A 17828-nucleotide genomic window follows, 5' to 3' on the forward strand; every position below is an offset into this window, starting at 1 on the left:
AACTCAGCCGAAATGAACCACCGCCTGCGCCTTGTGCGCCGCCTCGACCACCGCCAGCGCCGTCATATTGACGACGCCGCGCGACGTCACCGACGGCGTCAAAATATGCGCCGGCTTGTCGGTGCCAAGCAGGATCGGACCGACATGCAGCGCATCCATCATCGTGCGCAGCGCGGTCAGCGTGATGTTGGCGGAGTCGAGGTTGGGGAACACCAGGAGATTGGCTTCGCCCTTCAGCCGCGAATGCGGATAGACGCGCTGGCGCAGATGCTCCGACAGGGCTGAATCGGCATGCATCTCGCCGTCGCATTGCAGGTCGGGCGCAACGCGCGCCAGGATCGCCGCTGCCTGCCGCATCTTCAGCGCGCTGGGAGAATCGCGCGAGCCGAAATCCGAATGCGACAGCAGCGCCGCCTTCGGCTCGATGCCGAAGCGCTGGATTTCCTCCGCCGCCAATATGGTCATTTCGGCGATTTCCTCGGCCGTCGGGTCGACCGAGACATGGGTGTCGGTGAGGAAGATGATGCCGCGCTGCGAGATTAGCATCGACAGCGTCGACAGGTCGCGGTCCTTGACGCCCGCGCGTGGTCCGATGACCAGCGTCACATTGCGCAGATGCCGCTCGAAACGGCCCTCGAGGCCGCAGATCATGGCGTCGGCGTCGCCGCGTTTGAGGGCCAGTGCCGCAATCACCGTATTGTCGGTGCGCACCATGGTGCGCGCGGCCTCCGTCGTCACGCCGCGCCGGCCGGCAAGCTCGATCAACAGGTCGACATAATGGCGGTAGCGCGGATCGTCTTCCGGGTTGATCAGGCCGAAATCGACGCCCGGCTTGATACGCAGGCCGTAGCGCTTCAGCCTGACCTCGATGACGTGCGGGCGGCCGATCAGGATCGGCTCGGCAATGCCTTCCTCCAGCACCACCTGGGCTGCGCGCAACACGCGCTCATCCTCGCCGTCGGCATAGATGACGCGCTTGGCGGTCGACGCCTTGGCCGAGGAAAACACCGGCTTCATCACTAGGCCGGAGCGGAAGACGAAGCGGTTGAGCTGGTCGATATAGGCGGCGAAGTCGGTGATCGGCCGGGTCGCGACGCCGGTGTCGCAGGCAGCCTTGGCCACCGCCGGCGCGATGCGCAGGATCAGGCGGGGATCGAAGGGCGAGGGGATAAGGAAGTCGGGTCCGAAGATCGGCGTCTCGCCGGAATAGGCGCGGGCGGCGACGTCGGACGGTTCTTCGCGGGCAAGCGCGGCGATCGCCCGGACCGCGGCCATCTTCATCTCCTCGTTGATGGCGCTGGCGCCGCAGTCCAGCGCACCGCGGAAGATGTAAGGAAAACAAAGCACGTTGTTGACCTGATTGGGAAAATCGGAACGGCCGGTGCAGATCATCGCGTCCGGACGAGCGGCGCGCGCGACCTCCGGCATGATTTCGGGATTGGGGTTGGCCAGCGCCAGGATCAACGGCTTAGGCGCCATATGATCAAGCAATTCCGGCTTCAGCACGCCGGCGGCCGACAGGCCGAGAAAAACGTCGGCGCCAGGGATCACATCGGCCAGCGTGCGCGCCTCGGTGTCCTTCACATAGGGGTCTTTCCAGCGATCCATCTCGTCGGTGCGGCCCTTGTAGGCGACGCCGAAGCGGTCGGTGACCCAGATGTTCTCTACCTTGGCGCCAAGCGAGACCAACAGGTTGAGGCAGGCGAGCGCTGCCGCACCGGCGCCTGAGGTGACGATCTTGATGTCGGAAATGGTCTTGCCGGCGAATTCCAGCCCGTTGAGCACGGCGGCGGCGACGATGATGGCGGTGCCATGCTGGTCGTCATGGAAGACGGGAATGCCCATGCGGGCCTTCAACTGCGCCTCGACCTCGAAGCATTCGGGCGCCTTGATGTCCTCGAGATTGATGCCGCCGAAAGTCGGCTCCAGCGCCGAGATCGTCTCGACCATGCGCTCTATGCCCGGCGCGTCGATCTCGATGTCGAAGACGTCGATGCCGGCGAATTTCTTGAACAGCACCGCCTTGCCTTCCATCACCGGCTTGGAGGCGAGCGGGCCGATATTGCCGAGCCCGAGCACGGCCGAGCCGTTGGAGACGACGCCGACCAGATTGGCGCGCGCTGTATAATCGGCCGCGGTTGCCGGATTGTCGCGGATTTCGAGGCAGGGCGCGGCAACACCCGGCGAATAGGCCAGCGCCAGATCGCGCTGGTTGCCGAGCGGCTTGGTTGCCTGAATCTCGAGCTTTCCCGGCCTTGGATGCTTGTGGAAGTAGAGGGCGGCTTCGTCGAGGTCCGAACGTGCCGTTTTCTTGTTCTCGCCTTCCATGCGGCCGCTCCCTCAAACCTGCTTTGCAGCCTTTTAGCACGCAAAAATGGTTTTTCGCGACGCCAAATGACGCAAGGGCGGCTAAAACAACCCGGTCCGGAAAGATCGAACTATTTCAGATGATTGCGCTGAAATCCTGCCGATTATCCATCGAGCCCTTCAGAACGCGCTGACATAGAGGCCGCCATCGACCGGGATGTTCTGGCCGGTGAGATAACCGGCATGGACCGAGCACAGAAAGGCGCAGATCTGGCCGAACTCTTCCGGCGTGCCGAGCCGCTTGGCCGGAACGTCGGCGCTGATGCGGGTCTTGCGCGCTGCGGCCGCTGCCGGGTCTTCCATCGTGCCGGCCTCATGCGGGCCGCGCAGCCGGTCGGTGTCGAGCTTGCCCGGCAGCAGGCTGTTGATGGTGACGTTGCGGTCGATCACCGTTCGTGCCACGCCGGCGAGGAACGAAGTCAGCCCGGCTCGCGCGCCGGACGACAGATCGAGGCCGGGAATCGGGACGTAGACCGACAGCGAGGTGATGTTGACGATGCGGCCGAAGCCGCGCTTGGCCATGCCGTCGATCACGGCCTGCACCAGTTCGATCGGCGTCACCATGTTCTGCGTCACGCCTTCGAGGATCTTTGCGCGGTCGAGCTCGCGGAAATCGCGCAAGGGCGGGCCGCCATTGTTGTTGACCAGGATATCCGGGTCGGGGCAGGCGGCAAGGAGCGCGTGCTGCACGTCGGGTTTCGAGACGTCGCCGACGATCTCGGTCACCTTCACGCCGTAGCGTTCGCGCAGTTCGGCTGCGGTTTTTGCCAGCAGCTCGGCATTGCGGCCGTTGACAACGAGATCGCAACCGGCCTCGGCCAGCGCCGTGGCGCAGCCGCGGCCAAGCCCTTTGCTCGATGCGCAGACGATGGCCTTCTTGCCCTTGATGCCAAGATCCATGACGATTTTCTCCTGTGAATGGCGCGGCACGCTAGCCCTTTGGCTGGCCCAATCGCAACCGTCATACGGTTGTTGCATGAATCGGGGCATAGCCTGCGCGAAAGCAACGGTGACGATCTGATGTCCGGTACAGAAACCCGCACTTTCCGCAGCATGTTCATATCCGACCTGCATCTCGGATCGAAGGCGGCCAAGGCCGAGTTCCTGATCGATTTCCTGCGGTATCACGACGCCGATATCATCTATCTCGTCGGAGACATCGTCGACGGCTGGCGGCTGCGGCGCAGCTGGCATTGGCCGCAGAGCCACAATGACGTCGTCCAGAAACTGCTGCGCAAGGCGCGAAAGGGCACCTCGATCACCTATATCGCCGGTAATCACGACGAATTCGCGCGCCAGTTCCAAGGCGTGCATTTCGGCGGCATCGTCGTTGCCGACCGCGCCATCCACGAAACCGCCGATGGCAGGCGCCTGCTGGTCATCCACGGCGACCAGTTCGACACCGTCGTCCACAATGCACGCTGGCTGGCCTACCTCGGCGACTACGCCTATGACGCCGCGATGATGGTCAACCGCGTGGTGACGAAGCTCCGCCATTTGCTGGGTCTCCCTTACTGGTCGTTCTCGTCCTGGGCCAAGGTCAAGGTCAAGAACGCGGTCAACTTCATCGGCTCGTTCCAGACGGTGCTGACCGAGGAGGCCCGCCGCTCGCATGTCGACGGCGTCATCTGCGGCCACATCCATCACGCCGCCATCGAGACTTATGAGGATGTGCAGTACATCAACACCGGCGACTGGGTAGAGAGCTGCACGGCGGTGGTCGAACATTTCGACGGCAAGATGGAGATCATCCACTGGGCGCTGGTGCTGCCCGAAGTACCGGACGAGCCGTTCATCCCCTTGCTGATCGAAGACAGGGTCGTCGAAGCGGCATAACCCTCCTGTTAATCGACTGGTCCAGGCAGTTTCGGACCGCTTTCGCGCATGTTAAGGGATCGATCTGCGTTGCAGCCCTTTGTGCAGCGTAATTGGATCGATTCATGTCGCTGCCGCCGCTCTCGCCCGAACAACTCGTCAAGCCGCGCCATTTCGAACTGCGCATGAGTCTGATCTTCGCGACATTATTCGTGTCGCTGGGAACGCATGTGCCTTATTTCCCGCTGTGGCTGCATGCCCAGGGTTTCCACGCCGAGCAGATCGCCATCATCCTGGCGGCGCCGATGTTCCTGCGCGTGGTGACAACACCCCTGCTGACCGCGCTGGCCGACCGGGCGAAGGACAGGGCGGATGTCTATATCGCGCTGGTGGCCGCGACGATGGTGCTTTCCGCCGGCTATTTCCTCAACCCGACCTACGCCATGGTGCTTGCCGTATCGCTGGCGCTGACGGTGGTGTGGACGCCGCATTCGCCGATCGCCGATTCGCTCGCGCTGTCGGGTGTGCGCCGCTTCGGCTCGAACTACACCGCGATGCGCAAATGGGGCTCGATATCCTATCTCTGCGCCAATGTCGCAGGCGGCTTTATCCTCGCCTGGACGAGCCCGCAGGCCGTGCCGGTAATCATCTTTGCGGCATTGTGTGCCGCGCTCGTCGCCGGATTGCTGGCGCCGCGGCTTGGCCGCCCGCGCCGCGCTTCGCCGCTATCTGCCGCCGATATCCAGCATCAGGCGCCGAGCCTTCTCAATCCGTATTTCCTGTATTTCACCCTCGGCGTCGGCATCATCACCGCCAGCCATGCCTTCCTTTACGGCTTTGTCTCCATCTACTGGAAATCGGTCGGCATCAGCGATTCCGTCGTTGGCCTGCTGTGGGCCTGGGGCGTAGTGGCCGAGGTCTGCATGTTCGTGTTTTTCAACCGTATTTTTGCCTCCGTCTCAGTCGTCAAGGTGATGCTGATCGCCGGCGTCGGCTCCATCGTGCGCTGGATCGCCTTTCCGTTGATCTGGCCACTCGGGCTTGGCGTCGCCGGCTTCTTCGGCGTCCAGACCCTGCATTCGGTGTCGGTGGCGATGGTGTTGATCGGCCTGCAGAAGATGATCGGCGAAACGGTTTCGGAAGAGCGCACTGGTGCCGCGCAAGGCATTGCTTATTTCTTCAACGGCTTCTTCATGGCGGCGGTGACGCTGGCGTCCGGCCCGCTTTATGAGCGCTACGGCGTCGACGGCTTCCTGGCGATGATCCCGATCGCCATCGTCGGCCTGGCGCTGATCGGGCTCGCCGCGCGTTCAGCCCCACAGCATCCTGTCAGGCGGTGACACCAGCGACCCCTGGTACACGAGGCCGGGCTGGCGGTCGCGGGCAAGCAGCAGCGGACCGTCGAGGTCGACGAAGTCGGCGCCTTGCGCCAAAAGCACTGCCGGCGCCATCGCCAGCGACGTGCCAACCATGCAGCCGACCATCACGCCGAATCCCAGCTCCCGGGCGCGGTTGCGAAGGGTAAGGGCGGCGGTCAGGCCGCCGGATTTGTCGAGCTTGATGTTGACGGCGTCATAGAGGCCGACAAGCGCTTCGAGGTCCTTCGCCTCGTGGACGCTTTCGTCTGCGCAGATCGGCACCGGATGCGCGATGTGGCGCAGGATGGCATCATGGCCGGCGGGAAGCGGCTGTTCGATCAGGGCTATGCCATGTTCGGCGGCGAAAGCGAGATTCTCGATGATGTTGGCATCGGTCCAGCCTTCATTGGCGTCGAGGATGATGCGGCTGTCGGGCGCCGCTTCGGTCACGGCGCGGATGCGGGCCATGTCGTTGTCGCCGCCGATCTTGACCTTGAGCAGCGGCCGCCCGGCATTGGCGCGGGCTTGCGCCGCCATTGCCTCCGGCTCGCCTAGCGACAGCGTGTAGGCCGTCTCCAGCGCCGACAAGGGCACAGCGTGGATGGCGTCCGCGACCGCAACGCCGCTGATCTTCGCCTCCAGGTCCCACAAGGCGCAATCGATGGCGTTGCGGGCAGCACCCGCCGGCATCGCATCGAGCAGGTCCTTGTGGCTGATGCCGCCTTCTATCTGCCGGCGCATGGCCTCGATGGCGTCGCGCACCCCCTCCATGGTCTCGCCATAGCGCTTGTAGGGGACGCATTCGCCCCATCCGCGATTGTCCCCATCACTGATCGTGCAGCTAATGACTTCGGCTTCGGTCTTCGACCCGCGCGAGATGGTGAAGGTGCCGGCAATGGGAAAACGCTCGGCCTCAACCGAAATGACACGCGCCATAATTTTCTGCTCCGGCTATGCGACAACGCGTCGTCGGCAAATCGACAGGTACGACCCGTCAGGCTAAACAGGACGCCATGTTGACCATCGGCAAACGCGACGCAAGCGGCAACGCCGCCAAGGAGGCCGACCACCAGCCCCGCGTTGCGGTCGGCGAGGAGGGCGGCGTCCTCGGCTGCGCTTTCTCCGGCATCTGGACGACGACGACAGTGGCGCTGATCGACGCCGAGATGCGCAAGATCGAGCAGCGCAAAGGCTTCCAGACGCTCGCTTTGGATCTTTCCCACATCGAGAAGATGGACACCGCCGGAGCCTGGCTGATCGATCGCCTGGTCAGTGTCTTCGAAAAGAAGGGTGTCGAGATCAAGATGCAGGGGCAAAGCGATGTCGCCTCGATCCTGCTCGGCGCCGTTGGCGAAGCTGTCCGGCGCGAGCCCGAATCGCGCGGCGTCCGGCGCCCCAACATCATCCTCCGCGGGCTGGAGGCGGTCGGCCGCCGCATCTATGAGATGCGCGACGATTTCCTCGCCTCGATGAACATCCTCGGCGCCACCATCGGCGGCGCCCAGATGAAGCTCGGGCGCGGCCATGCCATCAATCCGGCGGCGATCTTCAACCAGATCGATCGCATGGGTGTCGGCGCCATCCCCGTGGTGGTGCTGATGTCGGCGATCGTCGGCGCCATCGTCGCCCAGCAGGGCGCCTACCAGCTCAACTATTTCGGCGCCAACATTTTCGTTGTCGATCTGGTCGGCGTGCTGATCCTGCGCGAGCTCGGCGTGCTGATGACCGCCATCATGATCGCCGGCCGTTCCGGCAGCGCCATCACCGCCGAGATCGGCTCGATGAAGATGCGCGAGGAGGTCGACGCGCTGAAGGTCATCGGCCTCAACCCGATCGGCGTGCTGGTGTTTCCGCGCCTGGTGGCGCTGGTGATCGCGCTGCCCTGTCTCACCATCGTCGCCAATTTTGCCGCTCTTGGCGGCGGCATCCTAGCCGCCTGGCTTTATTCCGGTATTGCGCCGACGGCCTTCATCGACCGGCTGCGCGGCGCGATCGATATCAGCACCATCTTCGCCGGGCTGATCAAGGCGCCGTTCATGGCCATGATCATCGGCACCATTGCTTCCGTAGAAGGCATGAAGGTCGGCGGCAGCGCCGAATCGCTGGGTCTGCACGTCACCGCCTCGGTTGTGAAATCGATCTTCGTTGTCATCATCCTCGATGGCCTTTTTGCCATCTTCTACGCATCGATCGAGTTCTGACATGATGCGCAGAAACTCAAAGGCGACCAAGGCTGTGCAGGGAATGGAAGAAGACGATATCGTGCTGTCGGTGCGCGACATCACCGTTGCCCTGGACGACAAGCTGATCCTCGACAAACTGGCGCTCGACATCAAGCGCGGCGAAATCCTCGGTTTCGTCGGCGCCTCGGGCGCCGGCAAATCGGTGCTGCTGCGCACGATTCTCGGCCTGCTGCACAAGCAGTCCGGCACGATCAAGCTGTTTGGCCTCGACCTCGAAAAGGCCAGCGACATCGAACGGTTGCGCATCGATATGCGGCTTGGCGTGCTTTTCCAGCACGGCGCCCTGTTTTCGGCGTTGACCGTGCAGGAAAACGTGCAGGTGCCGATGCGCGAATATCTCGATCTGCCGAAGAAACTGATGGACGAGCTGGCCTTGCTCAAGATCGAACTGGTCGGCCTGCCGCCGGACGCCGCGCAAAAATTTCCCTCGGAGCTTTCGGGCGGCATGATCAAGCGCGCCGCCCTGGCGCGGGCGCTGGCGCTCGACCCCGACATCGTCTTCCTCGACGAGCCGACTTCCGGCCTCGACCCGATCAGCGCGTCCGAATTCGACGAACTAGTGGTCAAGCTGCGCGATACGATGGATCTGACGGTCTATATGGTGACGCACGATCTCGACACGCTGTTTACCGCTTGCGACCGCGTGGCGGTGCTCGGCAACAAGAAAATCCTGGTCGAAGGCACGATCGACGACATGCTGAAAAGCGAAGAACCGTGGGTCAAATCCTATTTCCGCGGAAAACGCGCTCGGCAACTTGATCTTGCCGCGCGCGCATAGACATAAGTGGGGCAATGGAAACCAGAGCCAACTACGTAATTGTCGGCATTTTCACCCTGGCTGCAATCCTGGCGGCGTTCGGGTTCGTCTATTGGACCGCCCAGATCGGTGATCGCGGCGAGACGGCGGAGCTGCGCGTGCGCATTCAGGGTTCGGCCTCCGGCCTCGGCCCCGGCAGTCTGGTGCTGTTCAACGGCGTCAAGGTCGGGGTGGTCAAGCGCGTCTATTTCGACCGCAATGACCCCAATGCCGCCATTGCTACGACCGAGATCGACCAGACAACGCCGCTCACCAAATCGACGCAGGCCGATATCGGCATCGCCAGCCTTGCCGGCCAGGTCAACATCGAATTGAAGGGCGCCGATCCAAAGGAACCAAATCTCCTGGAAGAGGCGGCAAAGGAAGGCAGGACCGCCGAGATCGTCGCCAATCCATCGGCGGTCACCAACCTGCTGCAGACGGCGCAGAATATCTTCACCCGTGCCGACAAGGTGCTTTCCGAACTCGAAGGTTTCACCAGGGATGTGCGCGGGCCGCTGACCCAGACCGTCAAGAACGCCCAGACATTTTCCGATGCGCTGGCCAGGAATGCCGACGGCATCGACAAGTTCCTGACCGCCGTCAGCGCGCTGTCGGATGAGCTGAAGGGTGTTTCCGGCAAGCTCGACGGCACGCTGAAGGCTGCCGAAAGCCTGCTCAATGCCGTCGACAAGGACAAGATCAAGAGCATCGTCGCCAATGTGGACGCCGTCACCGCCAATCTGAAGGAGACCAGCGAACAGCTCGACGGCGTGATCAAGAACGTCGATACCGCGGTCGGCTCGGTCAACGATTTCGCCACGCGCACGCAAGGCACGCTGGCCAAGGTCGACAATGTGCTCGACGGCATCGATCCGGCGCAGGTGCGCGTGGCGCTCGCCAACATTCAGAAGGCCAGCGAAAATGCCAACAAGGCCGCCGCCGACATCGCCAAGGTGACCGACAAGTTCGCCGACCGGGCCGACGACATCGACGAGACGATCAAGGACGCCAAACAGCTTGCGTCGCGCCTCAACGATGCCTCGGTGCGCGTCGACGGCATCCTGAAAAGGGTCGATACGCTGCTCGGTTCGGGCCAAGCCGACGGCGTCATGGCCGATGCCAGGGACACGCTGAAGTCGTTCAAGCAGGTCGCCGACACGCTGAACGCCCGGCTTGGCACGATCACCGACAATATTGCGCGCTTCTCGGGCCAGGGCCTGTCGAATGTCGAGGCGCTGGTCCAGGACAGCCGGCGTTCGATCAGCCGCATCGAAGAGGCGGTGACCGATCTCAGCCGCAACCCGCAGCGCATCCTGTCGGGCGGCGACGGCGAGGTCCGGCAGTTCGATGGCAGGGCACGGCGTTGACTTCCGTGCCCGCCCGCAGCAATTACATGGACCGCGGATGCGGATTCATCATACGATCCGGGGACAGTGGGGATCACGCGTGACGTTCGGGTTGGGTGGGTATAGATCGGCAGTCGTTTTGCTTGGCCTGACGCTGGCTGGTTGCGCGGCATTGGGAGGCAAGCCGGCGCCACTCGATACGTTCGAGCTGTCCGCCCCGTCGATCGACGCGCATGGCCACAGCCGCCGCCAGATCCTGATCGCCCAGCCATCCGCGCTCAAGGCGCTGGACAGCCAGAACATCGTCATCAAGCCGTCAGATCGCTCGATCCAGTATCTTAAGGGCGCGCAATGGGCCGACCGGCTGCCGCTGATCGTGCAGGCGAGGCTCGCCGAAACCTTCCAGCGCTCCGGAAGCTTTGCCGGCGTCGGCAAGCCGGGCGAGGGGCTGGCGATCGACTACCAGGTGATCGTCGAGATCCGCTCCTTCGAAGTCCGCGTCAATGGTGGCGAGCATGCCGAGGTCAATCTCTTCGTGCGCATCCTGAACGACCGCAACGGCGAGGTGCGCGCCTCGAAGAGCTTCACCGCATCCGCTCCCGTCTCGGGCAGCGGCAATCCGGCCTATGTCAACGCGCTCGACAGCGCCTTCGGCGAGGCGGCGAAGGATGTTGTGGGCTGGACGGATTCGGTGATCTGACCGAACCCGGCGAGGCGCTTGAGACCCAGGAATCTTAGCCGCCTGCCAGACGGTTGGTGACCAGTTCTGCCTTCATCCAGTGGGTTTCACTCTGGACATGTCCTGCCCGTACATATTTGCCCATGCGAATGGGCATGTCTGCCTCAGCAAATGCTTTGGCAACCCTAGCCACAAAGCCTTCTTGCTTGGCCTTATCCAGGGACGCAGCCAGATCATCGAAGAGGTTGGGGCTGAAAGGCCCACGATAGAGCGTGGGAACAGGAGTGATGCCCAGTTCCTCAAACCGGGCCAGGGTCAAATCCCACGGTTGAATCTCGGTCCCGATGATCCATGCAAAGCCAAGAAAAAATGACGGCAGCGCATCATACGCAACCGAATGTCGGGCATAGAGGTTCTCGCCGACAATCCGTTCATCGTCAGCAAGTTGCGGTGAAACATTTGCTGCAAATGCCTTCAGCCAGTCTCGGGATGGATGATAACGGCTATCGGGACTGCGCGCGTGAGAGCCATCGCGATGAAGGGTTGTGTTCTCTCCATCCATCTTCTCGGTGACCACAAGATCAGCCACCCTTAGTCCTTCAAGCGACGCCATGACCTTGTCGTCGCTGGTGGCTCCGACCGATATCGGCAGATGAAAGGTGCGACCGTATTTCCTCATGCTGGAGGCATAGCTTGCAGTCCATCGCGCCAGCAAGGGCAGCCTGAGTTCTTTGCGCTCGTCATTGTTCGATCCATGACAAACGAAAAAGGCGGGAAATTTCCCGCCTTTTTCATTTTGATGCAGCAATCGTAGCTAGTGCAAACGGCCGCTCGCATGGGCCAGCATGGTGTAGACCTTGCCGGTGTCCGACGTCAGGTAGGTCTGCGCCATGATGTTGTCGCGGTCGTTGCGCGAGACGTCCTTGAGCAGCTTCTCGAAATCGTCGCAGTAGCGGTCGACGGCGGCGCGGAACTCCGCCTCAGCCTGATATTTGCGGCGGATTTCGTCAAAGGTCTGCTGGCCCTTGAGCGTGTAGAGGCGGCGCGTGAACACGTCACGCTCGCCGCGCCGGTAGCGGTTCCACAGCTCGATCGAGGCGTCGTGGTCGATCGCCCGGGCAATATCGACCGAGAGCGAGTTGAGCGACTCCATGACATGCAGCGGCGAGCGCTGGGCGGGAGTTGCACGCGGTGCTTCCGCGGGCGCTGCCGGCCTGGCGACTTCCTCCTCGCGCGATGCCCCGGTCAGGAGATCGCGCACCCAGCCGCCTTGCGGCGTGCGGGCGTTGGCGTCGCGCTGGCGCGGTGCTTCGGCAGGGCGTTCGATATCGAGCGTGCCACGCAGGCCGCCGAGCGGCGCCTGCGGAGCAGGGCGCTCCGGCTGTGGCGCCGGCGGCGGGCGGCGTACCGGCTCGGCCGGGCGCTGCACTGGCGCCTGCGGCGCCGGGCGCAGGGCGCGCGGTTCGGCATTGTCGCCGCCGCGTCCCGATTTCGCAACGATATCCGAAAGTTCCTTGAGCGCGTTGATCTGCTCGGCAACGGCACGGCGGATCGCCGAGGTCGATTCCTTGGCCTCTTCCGGCATCTCGATGACGCCCTTCTTGAGCTCGGCGCGGGTGAGGTCGAGCTCGGTCTTGATCGAGCTTGCGGTGCGCCGCATCTCCTCGGTCGCATCGGCGAACCGGCTGGTTGCCGAATCGACCACTTCCGTTATGGCGATGCGGATCTTGTCGGCTGATGCCAGCGTCTTGCCTTCGGCATTCTGCATCGTCTGGCCGACAAGGTTTTCGAACGAACGCATCACCTTCTCGAGGTCTTCCGACTTCTTGACCAGGCCGACGGCGAGATCTTCGAGCGACGATTGCCGCTCAAGCGTGTGCTCCAGATTGCTCTGCGCCGAGCTCAACAGATCCGAAGCCGAGGACAGCAAGCGGCTGTGCTCGTCGAACTTGGTGGCGATCGAGGCCACTTCGCGCAGGGTCGACGACGACAGTTCGGTAAGCCGCGTCGTGTTCGAATCGACCAGGCGTGCCGAGCTGGCGAAGGTCTGCGCGGCCTTTTCGGTGGTTGCCGCGAAGCTTTGCGTGCTGCCGCTCAGACGTTCGTCAACCTGGCCGAGGTTGATCGCCGCCTGTTCGATCAGCTCACCAAGCTGCGAGCTGGAGACGCTCATGCGGCCGATGAGGTCGGCGACGCTATCGGCGAGCGACGAGCGTGCGCCTTCGACGGCCGACAGCGTTTCGGCGGTGCGGCTGGCGAGCGCGTTGACGAGGGCGGCATTTTCGCTGCGCAGCTTCTCGGTCGCGCGTTCGGTGACCTCTTCCATGCTCTTTTGCAGTTCCGAGCCGCCCTGGGCGAAGCGCTCGACCAGCGGCCGCGCGGTTTCGTCCAGGATCTTCGCCATCTCGGCCGAACGCGCCGCCAGCATCGTGTTGAGCTCGCGGGTATTGGTGCCGATTGTCTTGGCAGCGTCGTTGGTGCTTTGGCCGATGTGCTGGCCGACCGCGGTAAAAGTCTCCGCAATCGTGTTGGCGCGCGAGATCAGCTGAGCTTCTGCGCTGGAAACCTGCTCGTTGAGCTTCTGGCCCATCGTCTCCGTCGTATAAAGAAGGCGGTTCTCGACGCTGGCGACCTGTTCCTCGACGCGCGAAGCTGCGGACGCAACGCTCGCGGCCAGCCGCTCGTCGGCGCCGGCAAGAGCCTGCTCCATCTCGCGGGCGTGGACGGCAAGTTCCTGGCCGGTCTGGCGTGCGCGTTCGGCAACACGCTGCTCGGTGCTGGCGAAGGCACCGACGATGTTGTCGGCATGCTCGCCGATTGTCGACGTGGAGTCGGCGATGCGCGACACCAGGCGGTGATCGGCCTCGTCGAAGATGCGGCTGATCTCGGTGGCGCGTGCCGACAGCGCGTCCGAACCCTCGGCAATGCGCGAGATCAGTTGCTGGTCGGCGGCGTCGAAGATGCGGCCAAGGTCCGAGGCGCGGGCGGCCAGCGCTTCGGCGGATTCGCCGATGCGCATGCTCAGCCGCTGGTCGGCGCCCTCGAAGTTACGCAGGATGTCGCCGGCGCGGTCGGCCAGCGACTGCGCCGTCTCGACCGCGCGGGCGACCAGCTTCTGGTCGGCGGCGTCGAACGTGCCGGCGATCTCGCCGGCGCGGGCAGCCAGCCGTCCGGCCGTTTCTTCGGCGCGGGCGAGCAGCGAGTTCGACGTCTCGTCATGCCGGGCAAGCAGCACGCTCGTTGTGTCTTCGGCGCGAGCAAGCAAGGCATTCGTCGTATCCTCGGCGCGAGCAAGCAGGGCGCTCGATGTGTCCTCGGCACGTGCGTGCAGACGGCGATCCGCGTCCTCGAAGGTGCGGGCGATGTCCTCGGCCCGGGCCAAAAGGGCGGCCGAAGTCTGCTCGGCACGCTCGGCGATCTTGCGGTCGGCGTCACTGAAGGCAGCACCGGCCTGTTCGTGCAGCGCGCTGGTGACTTCCATCACCTTCTCGCGCAGCGCGCCGGCAACGAAGACGGCGCTCTTTTCGAGCACGCTGCGGACATTGTCGACACCCACCGACAACGCGCGCTCCATGGTTCCGGCGCGCTCTTCGATGATGCCGGTCTGCTTGCTGAAGGCCTGCTCGATCTTCTCGACATCGGCAGCGATTGCCGCCGAGATATCGGTGCTTCTGCCGGCAATCTGGTCGATATGGCCCGACAGCGAGCGGTCGACATCCTTACGTATGTCGGCGAGCTTTGCCAGATCGTCTTCCAGCGCCTGGGTCAACATGTTGCGGCCTTCGGCCAGCTTGCCGACATGGCCGGCGATGATGTCGTCAACCTCACCGCGGCTTGCCGACAGCTTCTGCAGGTCGGCTTCCAGCGCACGCTTCAAGATGTCTCGGCCCTCGGCCAGCTTCTCGACCTGGCCTGCGACCAGTCCGTCGATGCTCGACCGGCTCTCGGCCAGCTTGGCGAGGTCGTCCTCGAGAGCCTTCGACAGCGTCGCGCGATCCCGGACGAGCTTGTCGCTGTGACCCTCGATCAGGCTGTTGACATTTTCCAAATCCGCTTCCAGCACCCGTGCGAACTCGCCACGGTTTTCGCTCAGCTTCTGCGACTGGTCGGCAATGGCGCTCCTGATCGCATTGAGATCGGCTTCGAGCGCCCGTGTGAGGATGTCGCGGCCCTCGGCGAGCTTCTCGACCTGCCCGGCGACCAGCCCATCGATGTTGGAGCGGCTCTCCGCCAGCTTGGCGATGTCGTCTTCCAGTGCCTTTGAGAGCGCCGAACGGTCCTGGACGAGCCTGTTTTGATGATCGGCCATGATGCCGCTGACATTGTGCAAATCGTCCTGAAGCGCCTGGGATAGCGTCGAACGATCCTGGACAAGCCGGCTCGAGTGGTCGGTGATCAGGCTGTTAACATTCTGAAGGTCATCCTTAAGCGCCCGGGATAGCGTCGAACGATCCTGGACAAGCCGGTTCGAGTGGTCGGCGATCAGGCTGTTCACATTTTGCAGGTCGGCCTCCAATGCCTTGGAAAGCTGACCGCGCTCTTCCGCCACCTTGTCGGAATGACCCGCGATGGCACCCTTGATGGTGTTGAGGTCGGCTTCGAGCGCGCGCTTGAGGATATCGCGCCCCTCGGCCAGCTTCTCGACCTGGCCGGCGACCAGCCCGTCGATGCTCGACCGGCTCTCGGCGAGCTTGGCGAGGTCGGCCTCGAGCGTCTGTGACAACAGGCCACGATCGTCGGCAAGCCGGCTCGAATGGTCGGAGAGCAGGCCTCTGATGCCGGATAGGTCGTTCTCCAGCGCCTTGCTGAGTTCGGTTCGGTCCTCGGCCAGTTTCGCCGAGTGGTTCTCGATCACGCCCTTGATGCCGATAATGTCGTTTTCGAGCGCCTTGGTCAGGATGGCGCGGCCTTCGGCGATCTTTTCAACCTGGCCGGCGACCAGCCCGTCAATCGAGGCGCGGCTGTCGGCGAGCTTGCCGAGATCGGCTTCCAGGGCGCGCGACAGAATGTTGCGGCCTTCGGCCAGCTTACCGACATGCCCGGCGACCATTTCGTCAATGATCGTACGGGCTTGCACAAGTTTTCCGGAGTCTTCATGCAAAGCCTGGTTGAGCCGGTTGCGGCCTTCTTCAAGCCGCTCGAGATGGCTGCCCAGCGACGCGTCGATGGCGGCGCGCGACTCGTTGACCTTGCGCAGATCCTCTTCCAGGGCGCGCGAGATCAGGTTGCGGCCTTCGGCCAGCTTCTGCACCTGGTTCGTTACGGCCGCATCGATGCCGGCGCGGCCCTCGGCGAACTTCGCCAGGTCCGCCTGCATGGCAGCCGCCATGCGTTCGCGGCTTTCGGACAGCTTGCGGCTGTGGTTTTCGACGGCGTCCTCGATGCCGACACGGGCATCGGCAAGACGCTGGATGTCGGTGTCGAATGAGCGCGACACGACATGGCGGGCGGCTTCCATCCGGCCGGCGAAATCGCTGGCGCGGGCTTCGAGCATCGACGAGGTCGACGAGACGATGTCGGCCATGTCGGCGCCGATCTGGGTCTTGCCCTGATCGATCATGGCCGACAAATGATCCTTGCTCTCGGCAAAGGTGTGGGCGATCTCGCGGGCGCGCTCGACCAGCGTTTCGTTGATCTGGCGGGCGCGCGCCTCGAGCGCGGCGTTGAGCTTCTGCGTGCCGGTATCGAGTGCTTCGGCGCGGGTCTGAAATTCGCTGATCAGCGCCTGGCCGCGCTCGGCCAGCGTCCGCTCGATGCCGTTCAGGCTGGACTCGAATTCCGAGCTCAGGGTGCGGGCGGCGCCGCCGAGCAGCGACACCATACCGGTGGTGCGGTCGTCGAGCAGGTCGGTCAGCGACCGGGTCAGGCCGTCTGTGGTGTCCGTCAGCTTGGCGATGCGGGTGTCGAGCAGCGAAGCAAAGGCTTCGCCCGACGTCGACAGCCTGTCGGTGATTGAATCCAGCCGGGTTTCGACGGAATCGAAGATCGACATCGAGCTTTCATTGATGCGGTCGATCAGTGTGTCGCCGGAATTCGTGATCGTCATCGACAGCTTGGTCGACGCGTTGAGGATAGAGTCGCGAATAATGTCGGAGGCGGCGCCGATCTCGTCCTTCAGCGTTTCATGCGCGCCGGTGATCGAGGCGCGCACACGCTCGGCATGAGTGACGACGGCTTCGCGCTCGCTGCCCAGCCCGTCGACCAGCGACCGGATGCGCGATTCATTCTCCGAATAGGAGCGTTCGATCTGGTTGACCTCGCTGTGGACCAGAGTTTCGAGCTCGACGGCGCGCGCCAGCGTGCGCTCAATGCCTTCGCCCATCGCCGCCACTTCACGGCGAACGGCCTGGCCGATCATCATCACGCGGTCTTGGGCGAGGTTTTCCGGCTCCGCCAAGCGGAAAGCCACCTCCGTCATCGATTGCGCGGCAATGCGCATTTCCTGCGCGCGGCGGATCATCGCCGCGAAGGCCCAAAACAGGACGACCGGTATGATTGCCGCGATCGCTAGGCCGATCAGTTCAGGGCGGGCCAGGATTTGATCGAACGTACGAATTTTCCAGATGCTGGGGCCAAACAGCAGATTGGCGAGGCCGCCGGCGCCGGCGATCCAGGCCAGCGACACGAACGCCACGACCCAATAGATCGTGCTAGACGCGCGCCGGTTGAGGCTGTGTAGCAGCGTCTTGTAATCTTTCTGGCGGTCATCGTTTGCCGGCTTGAAGCCGGCTGGCTGCGCGCTGTTGCGCGATTCGACCGGGCGCAACTCGGCGGGCTTGGCTGCCGGCTTCGCACTCTGGTTTTGTTGGACGGGCGCGTTTTGAGCGGGGGCGGGCTTCTGGGGGCGGCCTTCGCGCGCCAGTTCGTCCGCGGCCTGCGATATCTGCGCTTCCAGATCTTCCATCGACGCCGCGATATCGAGATCGCCGCTGCCGTCTCCGCTGAGATCGAGGTCTAGTGCCTTTTCGAGTTCCCTGGCTACGTCGCTGTCGAGAGTTCTGGTCGTCGTTGGTTTCTTCGCCATGCCTTCGCTACCCTGTACTAGCTGCCGAGGGACTTCTTATTTTTGCCTGATTCTGGCTCGTCTTATCCCACGCAGGAGGCTGAAAATGGACCTTCGTATCGTAATGACACACAGGGGTAAAGAAAACATGCATTCCGCGAGATACGTAAAACTTTAAATATAAGGTTAACGACAACGTGATCTAACCGCCTCAACGG

At 63.3% G+C, this 17828-nt stretch carries 11 protein-coding genes; 6 read left to right on the forward strand and 5 right to left on the reverse strand.

The genetic code is table 11. The features are described from left to right. Positions 1 to 3: 3 nt before the first annotated feature. Both NKK50_RS13535 and NKK50_RS13540 read right to left on the reverse strand, forming a co-directional pair. Complete coding sequence (locus NKK50_RS13535; RefSeq protein WP_023684938.1) at positions 4 to 2328, reverse strand: NADP-dependent malic enzyme; 2325 nt, start codon at positions 2326 to 2328, stop codon at positions 4 to 6. A gap of 159 nt (positions 2329 to 2487) precedes the next feature. Beyond that, positions 2488 to 3267 carry an SDR family oxidoreductase gene (locus NKK50_RS13540; RefSeq protein ID WP_023694170.1) on the reverse strand — a complete coding sequence of 260 codons (780 nt, stop codon included), beginning with the start codon at positions 3265 to 3267 and terminating at the stop codon, positions 2488 to 2490. 120 nt (positions 3268 to 3387) lie between these two features. On the opposite strand from NKK50_RS13540, the gene NKK50_RS13545 reads away from it, so the two are divergent. After that, entirely contained in the window at positions 3388 to 4203 is an 816-nt protein-coding gene (locus NKK50_RS13545; RefSeq protein WP_023694171.1) for a UDP-2,3-diacylglucosamine diphosphatase, read from the forward strand. A 104-nt stretch (positions 4204 to 4307) separates the two neighbouring features. Then, positions 4308 to 5522 (forward strand): MFS transporter, encoded by a 1215-nt coding sequence (locus NKK50_RS13550; protein WP_023711448.1) that lies wholly within the window; start codon positions 4308 to 4310, stop codon positions 5520 to 5522. Here the strand turns inward: NKK50_RS13550 and dgcA are convergent. Next, on the reverse strand, positions 5493 to 6476 hold the full coding sequence (dgcA, locus tag NKK50_RS13555) for an N-acetyl-D-Glu racemase DgcA (RefSeq protein WP_023711447.1): 984 nt from the start codon (positions 6474 to 6476) through the stop codon (positions 5493 to 5495). The two genes, NKK50_RS13550 and dgcA, sit on opposite strands and share 30 nt — an antisense overlap. A 77-nt stretch (positions 6477 to 6553) precedes the next feature. On the opposite strand from dgcA, the gene NKK50_RS13560 reads away from it, so the two are divergent. From NKK50_RS13560 to NKK50_RS13575, 4 genes are read left to right on the forward strand one after another with little or no spacing between them, the layout of a single operon-like run. Beyond that, a complete protein-coding gene (locus NKK50_RS13560) occupies positions 6554 to 7741 on the forward strand; it encodes an MlaE family ABC transporter permease (protein WP_023708615.1) in 1188 nt (395 codons plus the stop codon). 1 nt (position 7742) lies between these two features. Continuing rightward, positions 7743 to 8561, forward strand: coding sequence for an ABC transporter ATP-binding protein (locus NKK50_RS13565; RefSeq protein WP_023684944.1), 819 nt, complete (start codon positions 7743 to 7745; stop codon positions 8559 to 8561). A 14-nt stretch (positions 8562 to 8575) separates the two neighbouring features. Beyond that, complete coding sequence (locus tag NKK50_RS13570; protein WP_023699351.1) at positions 8576 to 9949, forward strand: MlaD family protein; 1374 nt, start codon at positions 8576 to 8578, stop codon at positions 9947 to 9949. Positions 9950 to 9986: 37 nt separating this feature from the next. Further along, positions 9987 to 10628 carry an ABC-type transport auxiliary lipoprotein family protein gene (locus tag NKK50_RS13575; RefSeq protein WP_444849013.1) on the forward strand — a complete coding sequence of 214 codons (642 nt, stop codon included), beginning with the start codon at positions 9987 to 9989 and terminating at the stop codon, positions 10626 to 10628. A 34-nt stretch (positions 10629 to 10662) separates the two neighbouring features. Here the strand turns inward: NKK50_RS13575 and NKK50_RS13580 are convergent, their stop codons facing one another. After that, positions 10663 to 11415 (reverse strand): RNA ligase family protein, encoded by a 753-nt coding sequence (locus tag NKK50_RS13580; protein ID WP_245265713.1) that lies wholly within the window; start codon positions 11413 to 11415, stop codon positions 10663 to 10665. Between the two features lie 6 nt (positions 11416 to 11421). Then, positions 11422 to 17631: a kinesin gene (locus NKK50_RS13585; protein WP_352543546.1), complete on the reverse strand. Its 6210-nt coding sequence runs from the start codon at positions 17629 to 17631 to the stop codon at positions 11422 to 11424. Positions 17632 to 17828: the final 197 nt, after the last annotated feature.

It is taken from the genome of Mesorhizobium sp. M0001 (assembly GCF_040324255.1).
Lineage (GTDB): Bacteria > Pseudomonadota > Alphaproteobacteria > Rhizobiales > Rhizobiaceae > Mesorhizobium.